This is a genomic window from Kribbella sp. NPDC004536 (assembly GCF_042873835.1).
In the GTDB taxonomy this organism is placed as follows: Bacteria; Actinomycetota; Actinomycetes; order Propionibacteriales; family Kribbellaceae; genus Kribbella.
Genome location: NZ_JBIALY010000001.1, coordinates 38713 through 56633, shown reverse-complemented (window position 1 = coordinate 56633; position 17921 = coordinate 38713). Strand labels below are relative to the sequence as shown.

Annotated in this window: 19 protein-coding genes; 9 read left to right on the top strand and 10 right to left on the bottom strand. The window is 69.1% G+C overall.

Annotated features, from left to right (window positions below):
- Nucleotide 1: 1 nt before the first annotated feature.
- A complete protein-coding gene (locus ACFYRU_RS00255; protein ID WP_387651167.1) occupies nt 2–466 on the top strand; it encodes a PH domain-containing protein in 465 nt (154 codons plus the stop codon).
- On the opposite strand, the gene ACFYRU_RS00250 is transcribed toward ACFYRU_RS00255, so the two are convergent.
- The gene (locus ACFYRU_RS00250) at nt 444–1412 is read right to left on the bottom strand and encodes an aldose 1-epimerase family protein (protein ID WP_387651164.1); all 969 of its coding nucleotides are present in this window, start codon (nt 1410–1412) and stop codon (nt 444–446) included. The two genes, ACFYRU_RS00255 and ACFYRU_RS00250, sit on opposite strands and share 23 nt — an antisense overlap.
- A 197-nt stretch (nt 1413–1609) precedes the next feature.
- Here ACFYRU_RS00250 and ACFYRU_RS00245 point away from each other — a divergent pair, with 197 nt between their 5' ends.
- Nucleotides 1610–1948 carry a YciI family protein gene (locus ACFYRU_RS00245; RefSeq protein WP_387657962.1) on the top strand — a complete coding sequence of 113 codons (339 nt, stop codon included), beginning with the start codon at nt 1610–1612 and terminating at the stop codon, nt 1946–1948.
- Nucleotides 1945–3618 carry a DUF6596 domain-containing protein gene (locus ACFYRU_RS00240; RefSeq protein WP_387651162.1) on the top strand — a complete coding sequence of 558 codons (1674 nt, stop codon included), beginning with the start codon at nt 1945–1947 and terminating at the stop codon, nt 3616–3618. Before ACFYRU_RS00245 ends, ACFYRU_RS00240 begins: the two co-directional genes overlap by 4 nt.
- Here the strand turns inward: ACFYRU_RS00240 and ACFYRU_RS00235 are convergent.
- Together ACFYRU_RS00235 and ACFYRU_RS00230 are read right to left on the bottom strand one after the other, a co-directional pair.
- Nucleotides 3597–4268, bottom strand: coding sequence for a uridine kinase (locus tag ACFYRU_RS00235; RefSeq protein WP_387651159.1), 672 nt, complete (start codon nt 4266–4268; stop codon nt 3597–3599). The two genes, ACFYRU_RS00240 and ACFYRU_RS00235, sit on opposite strands and share 22 nt — an antisense overlap.
- Nucleotides 4255–4755, bottom strand: a complete 501-nt coding sequence (locus tag ACFYRU_RS00230) for a hypothetical protein (protein WP_387651156.1) — start codon at nt 4753–4755, stop codon at nt 4255–4257. Before ACFYRU_RS00230 ends, ACFYRU_RS00235 begins: the two co-directional genes overlap by 14 nt.
- Before the next feature lie 96 nt (nt 4756–4851).
- On the opposite strand from ACFYRU_RS00230, the gene ACFYRU_RS00225 reads away from it, so the two are divergent.
- Entirely contained in the window at nt 4852–5343 is a 492-nt protein-coding gene (locus tag ACFYRU_RS00225; protein WP_387651154.1) for an SseB family protein, read from the top strand.
- A 56-nt stretch (nt 5344–5399) separates the two neighbouring features.
- Here ACFYRU_RS00225 and ACFYRU_RS00220 read toward each other — a convergent pair whose 3' ends face one another.
- Genes ACFYRU_RS00220 through ACFYRU_RS00210 form a run of 3 tightly spaced genes read right to left on the bottom strand, consistent with a single transcriptional unit; the run spans nt 5400 to nt 9118 of the window.
- Nucleotides 5400–7934, bottom strand: a complete 2535-nt coding sequence (locus tag ACFYRU_RS00220) for an FtsX-like permease family protein (RefSeq protein WP_387651151.1) — start codon at nt 7932–7934, stop codon at nt 5400–5402.
- A 24-nt stretch (nt 7935–7958) separates the two neighbouring features.
- Nucleotides 7959–8696 (bottom strand): ABC transporter ATP-binding protein, encoded by a 738-nt coding sequence (locus ACFYRU_RS00215; protein WP_387651149.1) that lies wholly within the window; start codon nt 8694–8696, stop codon nt 7959–7961.
- Entirely contained in the window at nt 8693–9118 is a 426-nt protein-coding gene (locus tag ACFYRU_RS00210) for a DUF1707 domain-containing protein (protein WP_387651147.1), read from the bottom strand. The genes ACFYRU_RS00215 and ACFYRU_RS00210 overlap by 4 nt, the downstream gene beginning before the upstream one ends.
- 141 nt (nt 9119–9259) lie before the next feature.
- Between ACFYRU_RS00210 and ACFYRU_RS00205 the strand changes: the two genes are divergently transcribed.
- The gene (locus tag ACFYRU_RS00205; protein ID WP_387651144.1) at nt 9260–9973 is read left to right on the top strand and encodes a TetR/AcrR family transcriptional regulator; all 714 of its coding nucleotides are present in this window, start codon (nt 9260–9262) and stop codon (nt 9971–9973) included.
- A gap of 63 nt (nt 9974–10036) precedes the next feature.
- Complete coding sequence (locus ACFYRU_RS00200) at nt 10037–11188, top strand: serine hydrolase domain-containing protein (RefSeq protein ID WP_387651141.1); 1152 nt, start codon at nt 10037–10039, stop codon at nt 11186–11188.
- On the opposite strand, the gene ACFYRU_RS00195 is transcribed toward ACFYRU_RS00200, so the two are convergent.
- Together ACFYRU_RS00195 and ACFYRU_RS00190 are read right to left on the bottom strand one after the other, a co-directional pair.
- Nucleotides 11178–12338, bottom strand: a complete 1161-nt coding sequence (locus ACFYRU_RS00195) for a glycosyl hydrolase (RefSeq protein WP_387651139.1) — start codon at nt 12336–12338, stop codon at nt 11178–11180. The two genes, ACFYRU_RS00200 and ACFYRU_RS00195, sit on opposite strands and share 11 nt — an antisense overlap.
- A 40-nt stretch (nt 12339–12378) precedes the next feature.
- Complete coding sequence (locus ACFYRU_RS00190; protein WP_387651136.1) at nt 12379–13395, bottom strand: LacI family DNA-binding transcriptional regulator; 1017 nt, start codon at nt 13393–13395, stop codon at nt 12379–12381.
- A gap of 84 nt (nt 13396–13479) precedes the next feature.
- Between ACFYRU_RS00190 and ACFYRU_RS00185 the strand changes: the two genes are divergently transcribed.
- The 3 genes from ACFYRU_RS00185 to ACFYRU_RS00175 are packed head-to-tail and all read left to right on the top strand — an operon-like array spanning nt 13480 to nt 16555.
- Nucleotides 13480–14775 carry an ABC transporter substrate-binding protein gene (locus tag ACFYRU_RS00185; RefSeq protein WP_387651133.1) on the top strand — a complete coding sequence of 432 codons (1296 nt, stop codon included), beginning with the start codon at nt 13480–13482 and terminating at the stop codon, nt 14773–14775.
- On the top strand, nt 14775–15653 hold the full coding sequence (locus ACFYRU_RS00180) for a carbohydrate ABC transporter permease (RefSeq protein ID WP_387651130.1): 879 nt from the start codon (nt 14775–14777) through the stop codon (nt 15651–15653). Before ACFYRU_RS00185 ends, ACFYRU_RS00180 begins: the two co-directional genes overlap by 1 nt.
- Nucleotides 15650–16555: a carbohydrate ABC transporter permease gene (locus ACFYRU_RS00175; RefSeq protein ID WP_387651127.1), complete on the top strand. Its 906-nt coding sequence runs from the start codon at nt 15650–15652 to the stop codon at nt 16553–16555. The genes ACFYRU_RS00180 and ACFYRU_RS00175 overlap by 4 nt, the downstream gene beginning before the upstream one ends.
- A 41-nt stretch (nt 16556–16596) precedes the next feature.
- Here ACFYRU_RS00175 and ACFYRU_RS00170 read toward each other — a convergent pair whose 3' ends face one another.
- The gene (locus ACFYRU_RS00170; RefSeq protein WP_387651126.1) at nt 16597–16953 is read right to left on the bottom strand and encodes a hypothetical protein; all 357 of its coding nucleotides are present in this window, start codon (nt 16951–16953) and stop codon (nt 16597–16599) included.
- Between the two features lie 106 nt (nt 16954–17059).
- Complete coding sequence (locus tag ACFYRU_RS00165) at nt 17060–17911, bottom strand: phosphotransferase (protein WP_387651123.1); 852 nt, start codon at nt 17909–17911, stop codon at nt 17060–17062.
- Nucleotides 17912–17921: the final 10 nt, after the last annotated feature.

Here is a 17921-nt window from a genome sequence, read left to right as displayed (position 1 = left end):
CATGCCCGCCCGGGACCGCCTGCTGACCTTCCATCCGCGGATCGTTTCCGGGATGTCCGCGGGGATGGGGCTGTGCCTGATCGCCGTGTTCGGGGTGATCTGGTTCCGGCTGTCGCCGTCGGACCGGGCGACGTTCGACTGGTTCCAGCGGATCACGCTGCTGCTGTTCTTCGGCGCGGTGCTGTGGATCCTGTACCGGATGTCGACGCTGCGGGTGACCGCGTACGAGGACCGCTTGCGGGTGCGGAACGTGTTCCGGTCGTACACGCTGAAGTGGTCCGAGGTGACCGCGCTGCGGTTCCGGCCGGGGGACGCCTGGCTGCAGCTGTTCGATGCCGACGACAACCGGCTCGGGATTCTCGCGGTCCAGGCGTCCGAAGGAGTGCGGGCGACGCGCGCGGCCAAGGAACTGGCGGCGGTCGCCCGCGAACACGGCGCCGGGGCTAGACCGATACCTGAAAAGTAGTCGTGTGGGTGTCGCCCGGTTGCAGCACGATCAGGTCGTCGCCGGTGCGGAAGGCGTCCGGTGGGCAGGTCATCGGCTCCACCGCGAGGGCTGAGCGGCCTACTGGTTCCCCGGTGAACAGCTGCACCCACGGTGTGTCGCTCGACAACACGGAGCGGTTGCCCGTCCCCGGGTCCGTGAGTACGACCGACCATTCGCCGTCCAACCCGGTGAAGGCGTTGTCGATGACCGTCGTGCCGATGGTGCGGCCGCCGCTGAAGTCGTACGGCGACCCTGCAATCGGAACCGAACCGGTCGGGGCCATCCGCTCCGACAGTTCTAGGCGATCGGTTGCTTCGAACTGGAGTACGCATTCGTCGAGCCGGCGTCCTACGGTCAGATACGGATGCGCTCCGTAACCGTACGGCGCCGCAGTCCTACCGATGTTGGTAGCAGTTGCAGTTACCTGCAGGTGCCCCGCGGCGGGGGTTGGGGCGGCGGGCGGGTGGCCCGGGGCGGGGGTTGGGGCGGTGGGCAGGGGGGCGGAGGTCGGGGTTGGGGTGGTGGTTAGGCGGTAGTCGACGCGGAGGTCGAGTTGGTGGGGGTAGCCCGGCTCGCCGTGGAGGCGGTGGCCGACGGTGGCGGTGGTTTCGTCGGAGGCGTCATCGAGGCGTTGCCAGTTCGCCCAGCGGGTGAGGCCGTGGATCGCGTTGCGGCGGGCGGGCTCGGTCAGGCCCAGGTGTCGCTCGGTGCCCTCGAACGTGTACTGCCCGTCGGTGATGCGGTTGGGCCACGGGAACAGGTGCTGGCCGATGCCGGCGTGGGCCAGCTCGTCCTCGGCGTAACCGAGCAGCACCGGGCGCCCGTCGTACGTGAGCCCGCGCAGCCCACCGCCCACGCTCACCACCGTCGCCTCGTACCCACCACCGCGCAGGATCCACTGTTCGCCTGAAGGCAAGACACTCATGGCCTCATCCTCACCCATCGGCGTACCGAAGGACGGGTAGTGCCCACCCCTCGGCGCCCCGGCCGGCCGCCGCTCAGGCGTACGACCCAGGCGACAGCCCGACCACGACCCGTTCTTCGGTACGGCATGTCCATCGGCGGCGATCCCGTTCGTGGTGATGCTGTAGACACGGACACAGGAGGTGCGACGTGAAGTACATGCTGCTGATCAACGCCGGCGAGCTGGACCTGGACGACGTTCCGGTTGGGTGTGAGCCCGAGGACTGGATGCGGTTCGACAAGGAGATCCAGGACGCGGGCGTGGTGGTCGCGTCCGAGTCGCTGGCCGACCTGGTCACTTCGACCCGGGTCCAGGTCGCGAACGACGGCAAGCGGACCGTGGTGGACGGCCCGTTCGCGGAGACCCGGGAGGTGCTCGGCGGGTTCTACGTGATCGACGTACCGGATCTCGACGTCGCGCTGGACTGGGCCGCGAAGTGCCCGGGGTCCCGCGGCGGCGGATCGGTCGACGTCCGGCCGGTCGCCAACTTCTCGTGAAGCAGGTCGAGGAGGTCTTCCGGGAGGAGCGCGGCCGGTTGCTGGCCGCGCTCGCCCGGCGGTTCGGCGATCTCGACCTGGCCGAGGAGGTCACGTCGGAGGCGATCGAGGCGGCGCTGACCCGCTGGCCGGTCGACGGCGTACCGCCGAACCCGGGCGGCTGGCTGATGACCACCGCCCGGCGCAAGGCGGTCGACCGCCTGCGGCGGGACCAGGTGTACGCCGCGAAGCTGGCGATCCTCCAGGTCGAGGCGGACCGGTCCGCGCCGCAACCCACCGGCGACGAGCTCCCCGACGAACGCCTGCAGCTGTTCTTCACCTGCGCGCATCCCGCCCTCGCCGCCGAGGACCGCGGCGCGCTGACCCTGCGCTGCCTCGCCGGGCTGACCACGCCGGAGGTCGCGCGGGCGTTCCTGGTCCCGACCGCGACGATGGCGAAGCGGATCGTCCGCGCGAAGAAGAAGATCCGCGAGGCCCGGATCCCGTTCCGGGTCCCCGGCCCGGACGAACTGCCGGAGCGGCTGCCCGGCGTACTGCAGGTGATCTACTCCGTCTTCACCGAGGGGTACGCCGCCAGCGCCGGACCGTACCTGCAACGCCTGGACCTCGCCGAGGAAGCGATCCGCCTGGCCCGGATCCTGCACCGGCTGCTCCCGGACGCCCGCGAGGCGACCGGCCTGCTCGCGCTCATGCTCCTCGTCCACGCCCGCCGCGACGCCCGTACCGATCCGGACGGCAAACCGGTCCTGCTCGAGGACCAGGACCGGGCCCGCTGGGACCACGACCTGATCGCCGAAGGTGGCGCACTCGTCCGCACCGCCCTCACCGATGCCGGCCCGTACGCGGTCCAGGCCGCGATCAACGCCGTCCACGACGAGGCCGCCGACTTCGCGAGCACCGACTGGCCCCAGATCGTCCAGCTGTACGACGTACTCCTCGCGCTCGACCCGTCGCCGGTGATCGCGCTGAACCGGGCTGTCGCGATCGCCTTCCGCGACGGCCCTGCCGCAGGGCTGGCCATCATCGACGGGCTGGAAGGCGACCCGCGCCTGCAAGACTACTACCCGTACGCCCTGGCCCGGGCCGACCTGTTACGCCGCCTAGAGCGCTTGCCCGAGGCAATCACCGCGTACGAGCAGGCGATCGCGCGGGCCGGCTCCGAACCGGAACGCGCCCAGGCCCGTGACCAGCTCGCCGCCGTGGTGCAGACTGCCCGCATGGAGACCGTTTACGAAGCGGCGGGTGGGTCCGACGGCTTGCAGCGGCTCGCGGCCGCGTGGCACGAGCGGGTGATGGCGGACGAGGTCGTCAGCCATGCGTTCCACGGCGGGGCGAAGCCCGATCACGTCGAGCGGCTGGCGACGTACTGGGGTGAGGCGCTGGGCGGGCCGCCGGTGTACACGACGAAGTACGAGACCGAGGCGTTCGTCCAGCGGTTGCATGCCGGCAACGGCGAGCACGACGAGATGAACCGGCTCGCGATCGCGTGCTTCGACCAGGCGATGACCGACGCGGAGCTCACCGACCCGCGGTTGCGGCAGGTCCTGCACGACTACTTCGCCTGGGCCACGTTCAACACGATGTACCGGCATCGAGCCGAGGACGTCGACGACGGTCAGACCGTGACCCGGTGGTCGTGGGACGGACTTCAGGACGCCGCGGAGTCGTGAGGCGGTAGTGCCACCGAGGTGGTGACCAGCTCCAGTGCGGGGTCGTACGGCGTCGAGGGGTCGCCGTCGACGATCACGTGTGCCCGGGACCGGGTCGCCTGCTCGGCGAAGTGGTCGCGCTCCCACCGCATCCACTCGAGCCAGTGGTCGCGGAGCGCCTCGCCGTCGCGTTCGATCCCGCGGTCCAGGCGGACCTGGTTGGACGTCTCGACCCACAGCCGCAGCGACTGCCAGTGCGCCGCGTCCCGGTCGCAGGCGGTGACACCCTCGACGATCAGCAGGTCGACGGTGTTCGGTACGACGTGCAGCTCGGCGTACGCGCGCTGGTACCAGTCGTAGCGGCGGTAGCGACCCTCGCGGCCGTCGGCCAGCCGTTGCAGGACGTGGTCGCGGAGCAGGGCGAAGCCGCGCTCGGCTCCGGTCCAGCCGTCGTACAGGTCGTCCATGTGGATGACGTACGTGTTCAGGTCGCGCAGTTTCGCGCGGGCCTCGAGGCGGGCGGCGACGGTGGTCTTGCCGGAGCCGGCCGGTCCGTCGATGCCGATCAGTCTGGCCCGGCCCAGGCGCGGGGGGCCGGCCTGAACGTTGTCCAGCAGCGAGTCGATGGTCAGGGGGGAACCGTGGTCAGCGGTTTTCTCAGTTGATTCCATGGCGCTTCAGGATGTCCTCGATCTCGTCGAACTCCGACGATTCCTGCTGCTTCGCCTTCCCCTTTGACGGCCCCTTTGAGCGCGCAGCAGCTTTGGTGGTAGTGGCTGACGCCGGGGCGGGACCCGTGGCGGTCAGCTCACCCGCGGGCGAGGCGGGCTTCTTCTTCTCCGATGCCTTCGGGGTGCGCCCGCGAGCGACCCCCGAAACGACGTACAGCACGACGGAGACGCCGAACAGCGCGACCCCGGCCCAGACGGTCGGCGAGAAGATCAGGTGGGCGGCCCAGCTCACGACCGACCGTACGACCTCCCACAGCACCTTGAGCAGGCCGGTCATGTACAGCGACACCGGCAGCAGCGACCAGGCCACTCCGCGCGTCCCCGCCGCGAGCCCGCGGCGCCGCCAGGCGAACCACGAGCCGATCAGTCCGAGCAGCGTCAGGCCTGCGCAGAGCGGCAGTAGCGTCGAAGCGTCGTAAGTAGGCACATGTCCAGGCTCGCACAGATGGCCCGCGAACCAAGAGGGGAACAGCCCTGACGTACCCCTGAAAGCCCTGAAAGCACTGTCGGGGAGAATTGGCCCGTGCAACCAGAGCGGCGTTTGGCATTCACCGGGTTCGACAACGACGACGGGGCGGCCGATCCCGCGCTCGCGGCGGCGCTGGCCGCGGGGGACGATGGTGCGGTACTCGCGGCGCTGACGCGGGCGCGGCTGCTGGTCCCGGTGGTGGCGATGCTCGGCGAGGTCGAGTACGACGAGAACGGGCTCGCGCACGACAAGACGTCCGACATGGCCGTCGTACTGCTCCAGGGCCAGGACGGGCGGAACGCGCTGCTCGCGTTCACCGGCAGCGAGAGCCTGGCCCGGTGGGATCCGGCGGCGCGGCCGATGCCGCAGCACACGCAACTGGTCGCCACCGCGGCGGTCCAGGAGGGCGCGGCCGCGATCGTGCTGGACATCGCCGGCCCGGCCACGGGCGTGATCGAGACCGACGACGTACGGCGCCTGGCCGCCGGCCTCCAAGTGGTACGCCTGGAAGACGGCGGCTACGCCTGGGTCGAACCCGCGGGCTGATCGGGCCGGTTTCCGGAAAGAATTCGTCGCCTGGTGCGGAATTCTTTCCGCAAAGGTCAGCCGACCGGGGAGCTGAGGGCGTCCATCGGGTTGGCGCGCATCGCGATCCGGCCGGTGATCGCGGTCGTCGGCAGGACCAGGAGCAGTACGACGGCCACCCAGGCGAGCAGGATCCACGCCGGGCCCGACGGGATCGGCCAGCCGCGCGTGGCGAGCGCGATCGGGAACACGGTGAAGGCCGCCGTGGCCAGGCCCGCGACCAGTCCGAGCGCCGCGATCAGCAGCCCCTCCAGGCCGAGCATCCGCGACACCTCACGCCGCGTGGCCCCGGTCAGCCGCTGCAGCCCGAACTCGCGCCGCCGGTCGAGTACGGCGACCGCGATCGTGTTGATCGAGGCGATCGCCGTGTACGCGACCGCGATCGCCGCGAGCAGGTAGCCGATCCACGCGTCTACGCCGAGCCCGGTGTCCAATCCGTCGGCGAGCACACTCCGGCCGCCGATCGACGTACCGGGCCACTTGGACAGGTCGGCCTTGAGAGTGGCCTTCTTGTCGTCGGTCTTCAGCAGCAGCTGACTCGGGAGGCCGGTCGTGGTGTGGGCGGCGAGCAGCTTTCCGGGCAGCAGGAGGGATTCGTAGCCGGACGGTCCCTCGGCCAGCGCGACCACCTTGAGCGTGACCAGTGCGCCGTCGCCCAGCCGTACGCCGAGCTCCGAGCCGACGTCGACCTTCAGCTTCTTGGCCGTACCGGGCGGGATCGCGATCGTGTTGCCCGTCAGGTCGTCCAGCGAGCCCTTCTTCACCTTGCCCTTGTAGACCGGGCCGCTCAGGCCGAGGAGCGGCCACGCGTCGCTGGTGTGCGATTTGTCGTACGGCTCCTCGATCCAGCCCTTGCTGCGGACCAGCTCGGAGACCTTGGTGACACCGGGCATGGTCTGGGCTGCGGCGGTCAGGGATACCGGAATGCCGCCGGTGGTGGAGCTGATCACGACGTCGCCGGTCAGGTTCTTCGTGAACGCGTCGACGGCTGCCTGCTGCTGCGTGGTCTGCGAGTAGATGTTGCCGACGGCAATCGCTGTGGCGATCGTGATCGGTACCAGGATCGCTCCGAACTGTACGGCGCGGACGCGGAGGTTGATCACCGCGAGCGTGCCGCTGGTGCCGCGCTTCTCCACCAGGCGGGTGATCCGGGGGAGGAGTGCGCGCTGGATGACGAGCGGGGCGAGTACGGCGACCGCGATCGAACCGGTCAGACCGGCTGGACCGCCGATCGCCGCGGCGTTGGCCGGTCCCATGAACGGGGTGGAGAGTGCGATCGCCACTGTCGCGCCGGCGAACACCAGGCCGATGACGATCCGGACCCGGCCGAGGGCGACGTTCGGTACGGCGGCCTCGGCGAGCGCCTGGATCGGGCGGATCCGGGCGGCGCGGGCGGCGGCGAAACCTACGGTGACGCGGAGTACGGCGAAGGTCAGTACGGCGGCGCCGGCGAACGGGAGCGGGCCCTGGTCGAAGCGTAGTTGTGGCGGGACGATGCCGCCGTCGGCCAGTAGTCCGAAGATCCAGGTGCCGGTGATCCGCCCGCAGAGCAGACCGAGGCCGAGGCCGAGTACGCCGACCACCATGGTCTCGGCGATCACCATCTTGCCGACCTGACGCGGGGTGGCGCCGCTCGCGCGGAGCAGGGCGAGCTCGCGGCGTCGCTGGCGGACCGAGAGCCCGATGGTGGCCGATACGACGAGCGCCATCACCACCGCGACCATGCCGCCGAACACGCCCGACATGATGATCAGCGGGAGACTGGTCGCAATCCCGGAGAACTCCGCGACGCCACGCTCGTCCCCGGTGTACGCCTTCACCCCGGCCGGCAGCTCCAGCCGCTTCACGAGCTCGCGCACCGACGTACCGTCCGCCGGAAACACCCCGATCGCATCCACACCACCTGGCACGTCCACGTCCGCGAAGAACACCGCCGGCACGTCAACCCGCTGCCGAGCAACCGCAACCCCCGCGAGCACGTACGTCCGCGGCTCACCCCCAACAACAACCGTCACCCGCTCACCGGGCTTGCTCGCCCCGGCCAACCGCTCGTCCAGCACCACCTGCCCACTCCGTGGCGCATGCCCAGCGGTCAGCCGATACGGCGTCAGCTCCGCCGCCCCCCACGCATGCCCGGCAAGCACGCCCGCGCTGCCCGCGCTGCCCGCGCTGCTCGGGTCGGGCGCGCTGCCCGTCCCTCCCCTCCCGCCCGTACCGCCCGCGGGGAGCGGGAGGACTGCTGGGAAGGAGCTGTCGGAGACTGCTTTCTGCACACCGGGGGTGTTCGTGAGTTTGGTGGTGAGGGAGGGGTCTACGCGGTGGCGTTCTGGGAAGGCGGCTGAGCCGCTGCCGTCCGGTGGGTGGTAGGCCGGGTCGCCGGTGATGACGATCGGGGCGGCGGCGAGGCGTTGGGGTGGGGCGTTCAGGCGGAGGCCGGTCTCGAGCAGACCGCCGGCGGCGCTGAGCAGCGCCCCGCCGAGCAGGACCGCGACGAAGATCGCGAGGAACGCGGCAGTCCGGTACCGCAGCGTAGTAACGGCGAGGCGGAACATGAGCAGATCTCCCTCGGAGGAATGTCAGTGGGTGCGGGTGGTGCTGAGGTGGGTCAGTTCGGTGGCGATGGTTTCTGGCGTGGGGGTAGTGGATTCGGAGACGATGCGGCCGTCGACGAGGAAGAGGACGCGGTCGGCGTACGAGGCGGCGACCGGGTCGTGGGTGACCATGACGATCGTCTGACCGAGCTGGCGGGACTGGTCGCGGAGCAGCGTCAGGACCTCGAGCGCGGTACTGGTGTCGAGCGCCCCGGTCGGCTCGTCGGCGAACGTGATCGCGGTCCGGCCGGCCAGCGCCCGGGCGATCGCCACCCGTTGCTGCTGCCCGCCGGACAGCTCGCTCGGCCGGTGCCGGACCCGGTCGCCGAGGCCGACGCGCCGGATCACCTCGCTGACCCACGCGTCGTCCGGCTGCTTCCCGGCCAACGTCATCGGCAGTACGACGTTCTGCCGTACGGTCAACGCCGGCATCAGGTTGAACGACTGGAACACGAATGCGACCTGCTCCCGCCGCAACTCCGTCAACGCGGTCTCGTCCAGCCCGTCCAACGACCGCCCGGCCAGCTCAACGGACCCGGCGGAAGGCGCATCGAGCCCGGCCGCGCAGTGCAGCAACGTACTCTTCCCGGACCCCGACGGCCCCATCACCGCGGTGAACGTACCGGCGGCGAACCCGTACGTCACCCCGGCCAGCGCATCAACCGCGCCAGGCCCGGTCCCGTACGTCTTCCGAACGTCGGTCAGCTGCACCGGCGCGTTCACGCGGCGACCAGTACGTCGCTCTTGCGGTGGTACGACTCGTTGGTCCACCACAGGATCGCGACGATCGCCCCGAGGCCGAGGTCCGACCACAACCACCACGGCCCGTCGAAGTGACCGAAGACCGCCAGCGCGACCCAGACCACGAACTGGACCACGCAGGCGACCAGCCAGACACCCGTGAACGCCTGCAGCGCAATAGTCAGCCCACGCGGCGGGGCGGCGTTCGCGACACCGGACAGGATGTTCCGGAGTTCGCCGCGGGTCCGGGCGGTCAGTACGCGATCCTGCCGGTCGGCGGCCTGCGACGGGGTGAGAGCGGCCTGCCGTACGGCGCTGTCCAGCCGGGCGATCGCGGCGCTCCGGTCGGTGTCGGTGAGCGCGACCTGGTCGGGGGTCAACAGGGCTTCGAGCAAGTTGTTCATGGGACTGGTCCTTTCCAGCGGGTTCCGATGTGAAAAAGCGTAGGGGTTGAACAGTTTCATCCGCGCGGTGCTCAGGACCCGTTTCGAGGTGGTGCTAACACCCCTGTTCGGCGGCGCACGGCGTACGACAGGATGGGAACCATGACCGAGGAACCCGACGAGCTGCCGCCGGGACTCGCCCTGTCCTGGGGCGTGCAACCGGTCCAGCGGCGCGGGCCGAAGCCGGCCTTGACGGTCGAGCAGATCGTGGCCACCGGCATCGAGTTCGGCGACCGGTACGGGTTCGAGGCGATCTCGCTGCAGCGGATCGCGAGCAAGCTCGGCGTCACCACCAACGCGATGTACCGCTACGTCCGGTCCAAGGAAGAGCTGATCGTGCTCGTCCACGACAAGGCCGTCGGCCCGCCGCCCGAGCTGCCCGACGGCTGGCGGGCGGCTGCGATCGCGTGGGTCGATGCCCAGGTCAAGCAGTACGCCGAACGCCCGTGGCTGCTGGACGTACCGATCCGCGGCGCGCCGGTCACGCCGAACGTGCTGCGCTGGGTCGAGGTGATGCTTGCGGCGCTCGACCAGACCGGGCTGAGCCAGCACGACAACCTCGGTTGCCTGATGCTGCTGGACGGCTGGGCGCGCAACTACGCGGGCCTCGCCCGGCAGCTCACCAATCGCGACGATGCGCCGGTGCAGGCCGAGCACGTCGGCCGGTTCCTGGTACCGCGGCTGATGGCCGGCGACTACCCGACGGTGGCTTCGCTGTACCTCAACGCGGAGTACGAGGACGAGCTCGACGACGACCTGGAGTTCGGGCTGGCCCGCATCCTCGACGGCATCGAGGTGCTGATCGGCAAGCGGTAACGCCAGGGAAACAGCCGGCCGGATTGGATCTCAGTGGTCATCGATCACGTGAGGAGCACTCCCTTGGCACAGCAGAGCAGCAGGCGTACGTTTCTCCGCCGGTCCGGTCTGGCCGTCGTGCCGGCGGTGGTCGCGGGCGGCGCCTGGACCTATCCCAGCGCGGCTCAGCAGCCGAGAACGGTTGACGAGCTCGAGAAGTACCTCGACAAGCTCGCGGCTGACGACTCGTTCTCCGGCACGGTGTTGGTACTCAAGAACAATCGTCCCGTGCTGTCCCGCTCGATGGGGTACGCCGACCGGGAGCGGCGAATCCGCAACCGGGACGACACGATCTTCTGCCTGGCGTCGGTGACGAAGATGTTCACGGGCATTGCGATCGGGCAGCTTGTGCAGCGGCGGGCGCTCGACCTGGTCGATCCGATCGAGAAGTACCTGAGCGGGTTCAAGGCAGGGATCACGATCCACAATCTGCTCACGCACACGTCGGGCCTCGGCGACTACATGCAGCTCGACGGGTATTGGCAGGAGTCCGCGACCTGGACGACGCCGCGGCAGACCATGGACGGAATCCTGCGTTACATCCGCACCGAGTCGCTCGCGTTCGCCCCCGGCACCGCGGCGAAGTACAGCAACTCCGGTTTCCACGTCCTCGGCTGCATCGTCGAGAAGGTCGCCGGCGTCTCGTACTACGACTACATCCGCAAGAACATCTTCCGACCGGCCGGGATGGCGTCGTCCGACTTCACGCTGATCAACCAGTGGCGGACCGACCGGCGTTTCGCGCATCCGTACCCCACCGACAAGTCCGGCAAGCGGTACGACGCCCTGACCACGGACGCGTTCGGCCTGATCGGAACCCCGGCAGGCAACGCGTTCGCGAGCGCACCCGACCTGGCGAGGTTCGTCCGGGCGCTGACCGACGGCACGCTGCTGAGTCCGACGTACCGGGACGTCTTCGTGACGCCGAAGTTCGGCCTCGGCACGTTGCCGGCCAAGCCCGGGTTGCCGGAGATCGTCAACTTCTTCGGGTACGGCGTGGACAGCTCGATCCTCAACGGCGGACTCGTCACCGGCCACACCGGCGGCGCACCGGGCGTCAGTACGAGCGCCGAGTGGTACCCGGAACTCGGGTACACCGCCGTACACCTCGGCAACTACGACCCGGGACCCGGGACGAACGTCAACCAGGAACTGCGTCAGGTCCTCACGAGCTGATCCGTACCGGTCCGTCCGCGCGGGCCGCGACCCACCGCCGGTGGAATTCGCTGCCGGGGGCAACTTCCGCGCGCCGGTCGAGTTCGGTCCGCAGGTCGATCGGCGCGGCCAGCGTGGTCACCGGCGGCTGCCGCGGTACGCCGTTCAGCCGGACGTCGGCGATCAGCTCGGACAGCGCCTGCGCGGCCGGCTTGCGCTGGTGGTCGACGGTGAACAGACCGAGGTCGTACTCGCGGTCCGGGAAGTCGAGCAGCCGCCGGTCGATGTCGTGCGACGACCACCAGGTCACGCCGTACAACGCCGGATTGGTGAGCACGTTCGAGACCGTACGACGGGTGAACTCGGCCTGCAGGTCGACCGGAATGTCCGGCCCCGGTACGCCGACCTCCTGCAACCAGACGGGCCGCTCCGGCGCCAGCGACCGCGCAAGCTCGACCAGGTAGTCGGCATGCGTGAGTGTCGCCGGGCCGAGCGGACCGTCTACTCGTGAGACCCCGTTGAACACCCACGAGTGGACGGTGGTCAGATCGCCCAGGTCCACCGCATCGGCCGGGTGGAACGGGTGGTCCGGCTTGTACCAGGCGTCGTCGAAGATCGAGTGCAGCGCGAGTACGCCGGGAGCGGCCTTCTTCACCGTGGTCAGCAGCTCGTGCGCCCACGCCGTCGACGCCTCCACGGTCGTGGAGCTGTCCGGCCAGAGGTTGTTGACCTCGTTCCCGAGCGTGATCGCGAAGACGTTCGGCTTGGTCGCGACGGCGCGCGCGACGGTGTCGACGTACGCCGTGAGCCCTTCGCGGACCGTCGGGTCCTCGAACAGGCTGCTCCGGTGCCAGGTCAGCACCCACGACGGCAGGAAGTCGAAGCTCGACAGGTGCCCCTGGATCAGGTCGACCGCGACGGTCAGGCCGTGCTCCGCGGCCGCGTCGATCGTGTCCAGCAGGTCGGCGATCGCGCGCTCGCGGATGATCGCCCGGTTCGGCTGGATCCACGGCCAGACCGGGAACACCCGGACGTGGTCGAGGCCCATCCCGGCCAGGTCGGCGAAGTCCCGCCGGACCGCGTCGCGGTCGTAGTCGAGCCAGCTGTAGAACCACCCCGCCGAGGGAACGTAGTTCGCACCGAATCGCGGCGTGGTGGTCTGCGGAGCCATGGCGAGGATGCTAAATCGGTTTAGGCCGGTAGCGCAAACATTACGCCGGTGGCGCGGTGGACTCGCGGACCGTGAGGACCGGGTCGGCGGTGCGGCGGTTGATCACCGTGCCCGGGTCGGCGATCGTGTCGAGCAGCACCTCGGCGGCCTGGCGGCCGAAGTCGAAGGTGTCGCGGGACAGCGCGGTCAGCGCCGGGTGCATCAGCTGGGTCAGGATCGAGTCGTCGAACGCGACGATCGACAGCTCGCCCGGCACCGAGACGCCCATCTCCATCGCGACGCCGAGGCCGGCCACCGCCATCACGTCGCTGTCGTAGACGATCGCGGTCGGGCGGTTCGGCTGGGAGAGCAGCTTGCGGGTGATCGCGGCGCCCTCGGCGTCGCTGAAGTCCGTCGTCAGCGACGGCGCGTCGACCAGGCCGAGCCGCGGCGCCGCGTCCCGGACCGCGCGGATCCGGCGCTGGGTGTGCTGGAAGTTCGGCGTACCGGCGACGTGCGCGATCCGGCGGTGCCCGAGCGCGGCCAGGTACTCCACGATCGCGAGCATGGCGTCCCGGTCGTCGGCCCAGACCGAGGCGAGCGCGCCCTTGCCGCCGCGGCCGCCGATCACCACGGCCGGCAGCTCGAGCGCCTTGAGCTCCTCCACCCGCGGGTCCTTCACCGTCAGGTCGACCAGGATCACGCCGTCGACCCGGTGCTCCGACGCCCACCGCCGGTACACCTCGATCTCGGCGGCGGTGTCCTCGACGATCAGCAGCTGCAGCGAGATCGACTCCGCGGACAGCCCGGACTGGACGCCGGACAGCAGGTGCGCGAAGAACGGTTCGACTCCGAGCGTCCGGGCCGGCCGGGCGATCACCATCCCGACCGAGTCCACCCGGGACGCACCGAGCGCCCGCGCCGCGCTGTGCGGCCGCCAGCTCATCTGCTCGGCGATCTTCAGGATCCGCTCCCGGGTCGCGTCGCTGACCCCGGGCCGCCCGTTCAGCGCGAACGACACCGCGCCCTTGGACACCCCGGCCCTGGTCGCGATGTCCGCGATCGTGGGTCTCGCCATCGTGATACCTCCTGCCCTTGACAGCGGATTCTACGATGTGGATAGTTCGGGAGCTATACCGGTTTATCAAATCCAGGAGATCCCATGCGTAGACGCCGTCCGGCGCTGCTGGCAAGTCTTGTCGCCGCCGCCCTCACCCTCGCCGGCTGCGGCCTCGGTTCGGAGGACTCCGGCAGCAGCAGCGGGGCCAAGCCGACCGTGGACGCGAACGCCCAGGTGACCGGTGAGGTCAGCTTCCAGACCTGGGCGCTGAAGCCCAAGTTCACGTCGTACGTCGAAGGCGTGATCAAGGCGTTCGAGGCCAAGTACCCGGGGACCCACGTCACCTGGCTGGACCAGCCCGGCGACGGCTACGACAAGAAGGTGCTGAGCCAGGCGTCGGCCGGCCAGCTCCCGGACGTGACCAACCTGCCGCCGGACTTCGCGCTCAGCCTGGCCAAGCAGAACATGCTGCTCGACGTCGCCGCCGCGGACCCGAAGCTGAACGACGAGTACGTCGCGGGCGGCGTGCAGGCGTACCAGTACCAGGGGATGAGCGGCACGTACGGCTACCCGTGGTACCTGAACACCGACATCGACTACTGGAACGCGACCAAGTTCGCCGCGGCCGGCCTGGACGTGAAGAACCCGCCGAAGACCTTCGACGAGCTGCTCGCGGCCGCCAAGGTGATGCACGACAAGACCGGCGGCAAGGAATACCTGATGAGCCGGCTGCCCGGGATCGGTGACTTCACCAACGCCGGGGTCAAGATCATCTCCGACGACGGCAAGAAGTTTGTCTTCAACACCCCTGAGGCCGCCGCGCTGCTGGACAAGTACCGCGACGCCTACAAGGCCGGGTACATGCCGCGCGACATCCTGACCAACGAGTACCTGGGCAACTCGAAGCTGTTCACCCAGGGCAAGGTCGCCTGGACCACGGGCGGTGGCAACGCGATCCAGGACTTCCAGAAGGACAACCCGTCGCTGAAGGGCAAGGTCGTCCCGTCGCCGGCCCTCGACACCCCGCCGCTGTACGTGCAGGGGCTGTCGGTGTCGGCGAAGACCAAGAACCAGGCCGCCGCGATCGCGCTCGCCCGGTTCGTCACCAACGCCGAGAACCAGGCCGCGTTCGCGAAGATCGTGAACATCTTCCCGTCCACCAAGGCCTCGGCCGACGACCCGTACTTCTCCAAGTCCGACGGTACGCCGGAGAGCGACGCCAAGGTGCTCGCCTTCCAGTCGCTGGCCAAGGCGAAGAACCTGCAGCCGCCGGTGATCAGTGGCGCGACCAACGACTTCATCGGGCAGCAGATCTCGCTGGCGATCTCCGGCAAGATCTCGTCGCAGGCCGCCCTCGACGCCGCGGTGGCGAAGGCCAACCAGCTGCTGACCTCCTGATGCGATCCAACCGGTGGTTCACCCCGTGGGTGCTGGTGATCCCAGCACTCACGTGGTTGCTGGTGTTCAACCTGTGGCCGTCGATCAACACCGTCATCCTGTCGTTCACGAACGCCAGGCCGATCGGCGGCGGCCACTTCGTCGGACTGAAGAACTTCGAGACCCTGCTGCACGATGAGCAGTTGCGCTGGGCCCTGCTGAACAGCGTCATCTACATGGTGGTCTGTCTGCCGTTCCTCACGGTCCTTCCGCTGCTGCTCGCCGTACTGGTCGAGAAGAAGCTGCCCGGGATCACGTTCTTCCGGACCGCGTTCTACACCCCGGTGGTGGCGTCCGCGGTCGTGGTGGCGCTGATCTGGCAGTGGATCCTCGACGACCGCGGCCTGGTCAACGGGCTGGCGGAGAAGCTCGGGGTGATCTCCGGGCCGCTGCCGTTCCTGTCCGACCAGTGGCTGTTGTTGCTCAGCGCAATCAGCCTGACGATCTGGAAGGGCCTCGGGTACTACATGATCATCTACCTGGCCGCCCTCGGGAACGTCGGGCGTGAACTGCACGAGGCGGCCGCGGTCGACGGGGCCTCGCCGCTGCGCCGGTTCATCCACGTGACGATCCCGGGCGTACGGGGCACGATGATCCTGATCTCGATCCTGATCTCGGTGTCGGCGCTGCGGGTGTTCTCGGAGCTGTTCATCCTGAGCGGCGGCAAGGGCGGTCCGGGCGGCCGGGACAACTCGGTCGTGATGCTGATCCAGCAGTACAGCCAGGGCTTCGAGGGCAACCTCGGGTACGCGTCCGCGCTGTCGATCGTGCTGTTCTTCGTCACCGTCGTACCGATGCTGGTACTTGCTCGTCTCAACCGTCGAGGAGCCGAGGCATGACGACTGTCACCGACCGACCTGTTGATGCGCCTCCGGCCGCTGCACCTGGTCGGCGGAGCCGGGCGTTCGGGTTCAACTCGGTGTCGCCGCGGGAGAAGGTCGCGCGGTACGTCCTGCTGGTGTTCGTACTGCTGATCACGATCGGGCCGTTCCTCTGGCAGCTGTCGACGTCGCTGAAGGGCTCCGGCGAGGACATCTACACCCGGATCCCGCGGCTGCTGCCGGCGCAGCCGACGTTCAGTCACTACAAGGAGGTCACCGACACGATCCCGGTGCTCGACTACGCGCGGAACTCGCTCGTGGTCGCCGTACTGGTTGTCGGCGGCAACGTCATCGGCGCGTCGCTGGCCGGGTTCGCGATCTCGCGGCTGCAGTTCCAGGGCCGCAAGCTCGTCCTCGGGCTGTTCCTCGCGACGCTCGTACTGCCTGGCGAGGTCACGATCATCTCGCAGTACGTCACGGTCCGCGAGTTCGGGCTGGCGAACACGCTGCTCGGGGTCGCGCTGCCCGGCATGATCGGCGCTCTGAACGTACTGCTGATGTACAACGCCTTCCGGGCTTTACCGCTGGAGGTCGATCAGGCCGCGATCGTCGACGGCGCGAACGCCTGGCAGCGGTTCCTGTACATCGGCCTGCCGTCGGTGCGCGGGACGATCAGCGTGATCGCGATCTTCGCGTTCATCGGCGCATGGGACGACTTCCTCTGGCCGCTGATCGTGCTGACCGACCCGAACAAGTACACGCTGACCGTCGGCCTGCAGTACCTGTCCGGGACGTTCAGCAACAACCCGCGGCTGATCGCGGCCGGCACGATGATCGCGTTCATCCCGATCGTGATCGTGTTCGCCACCCTGCAACGCTTCTTCTTCAAGGGTGTCGAGGAAGGCGCGGTCAAGGGCTGAGGCGACCGGCTCCGGCCCTTGCGGCCGGAGCCGGTTCCCGGCTAGCGCACGAGCACGATCGAGTTGATCGGCGTGTAGTCGTGCGGCAGGTACTCGCCGGTATCGCGGTAGACCGGGCCGCAACCGGTGCCGTTGTAGCCCGTGCAGATCTGGAAGCCCGCGCCGCCGGTCTGGCTGTTGATCGTCGTCTTGTAGCCGGTGACGTTCTGCAGGTTGTGCGGCCCGTAGCTGTACCAGATGTTCTTGCTCAGGATGCTGCCGTCCGGCTCCCGCAGGCAGACGGCGCCCGACGGGCACGACGTCGCGGTGGTTGCCGCGTTCGCGGCCGGTGCCAGTGCGACACCGGAACCGATCACGGCGGCTGCGATCCCGGCGGCGGTGATTGCGATCTTGCGCATGTTCTCGTCCCTCCCGAGTGGTGATCTCTCACCTCGAAAATAGCGGCGGCAATGCTCGGCCGACAGGGTGATCGGAGGTGTTTCGGCCTGCACCGAAAAGGATTGATCAATCCATCCGGCGGGCGGCAAAATCGAGCCAGCGCGTGGTGTCGGCCGGGGTGTGGTGACGGATCGACCAGTCGACCATGCGCAGCGCCATGTGTGCCCAGTACAGCCTCAGTACGGCGGGTTCGACAACGTGGTCGAGCAGCTCGTCGAACCAGGCCAGGTCGATGGTCCGTACGTGGGCGTCGAAGCGCAAGGTGACCAGGCCGAAGTGCCGGTCGCCGCGGCCGATGCCGTCCCAGTCGACGATGCCGGTGACGGTCCCGGTGTCGTCGACGAGGACGTTCCCGGTGTGGAAGTCGAGATGTACGAGGTCGTCGCCGCTCATCCCGCCCGGCTCGCCGCGGCCGACCTCGTGGACCCAACCGAGCAGCCGGCGGGTCCGGTCGTCGCACCGTTCCAGTGATTCGTGCAGGCAGAAACCCGGGCCGCTCTCGAGCAGGTACAACGACGGCACCGGCAGCTCCGGAGCGATCCCGGCGAACCGTTCGGCCAGCGCAACCATTGCCTCCAGCAACTTCCGGTCGACGTGCACCGGCGGCTTGCCAGGCAGCCGCTCCTGCACCACACCGACGCCACCCGGCAGCTCGGCCAACAGTTCGTACCGCGGCACCGGCAGCCCACGCCCACGCGCCACGTCGAGCGCCTCCGCCGTACGCCGCAACTCACCCAGCCCACCGGCCCCGCGCGTCAACACTGCGTCGCGCCCGTCCGGCCACCGCACGAACGCGGCCCCCACCTCACCACCGACCGCCTGACTCACGTACTGCAGCCCAGCCCCAGTCGCGCGGTTGACCTCGTCGAGCAACTGCCGGACATCAAGCTTCGGAACTGGCGGCGGCAGATCGGTCACAGCGCCCGAC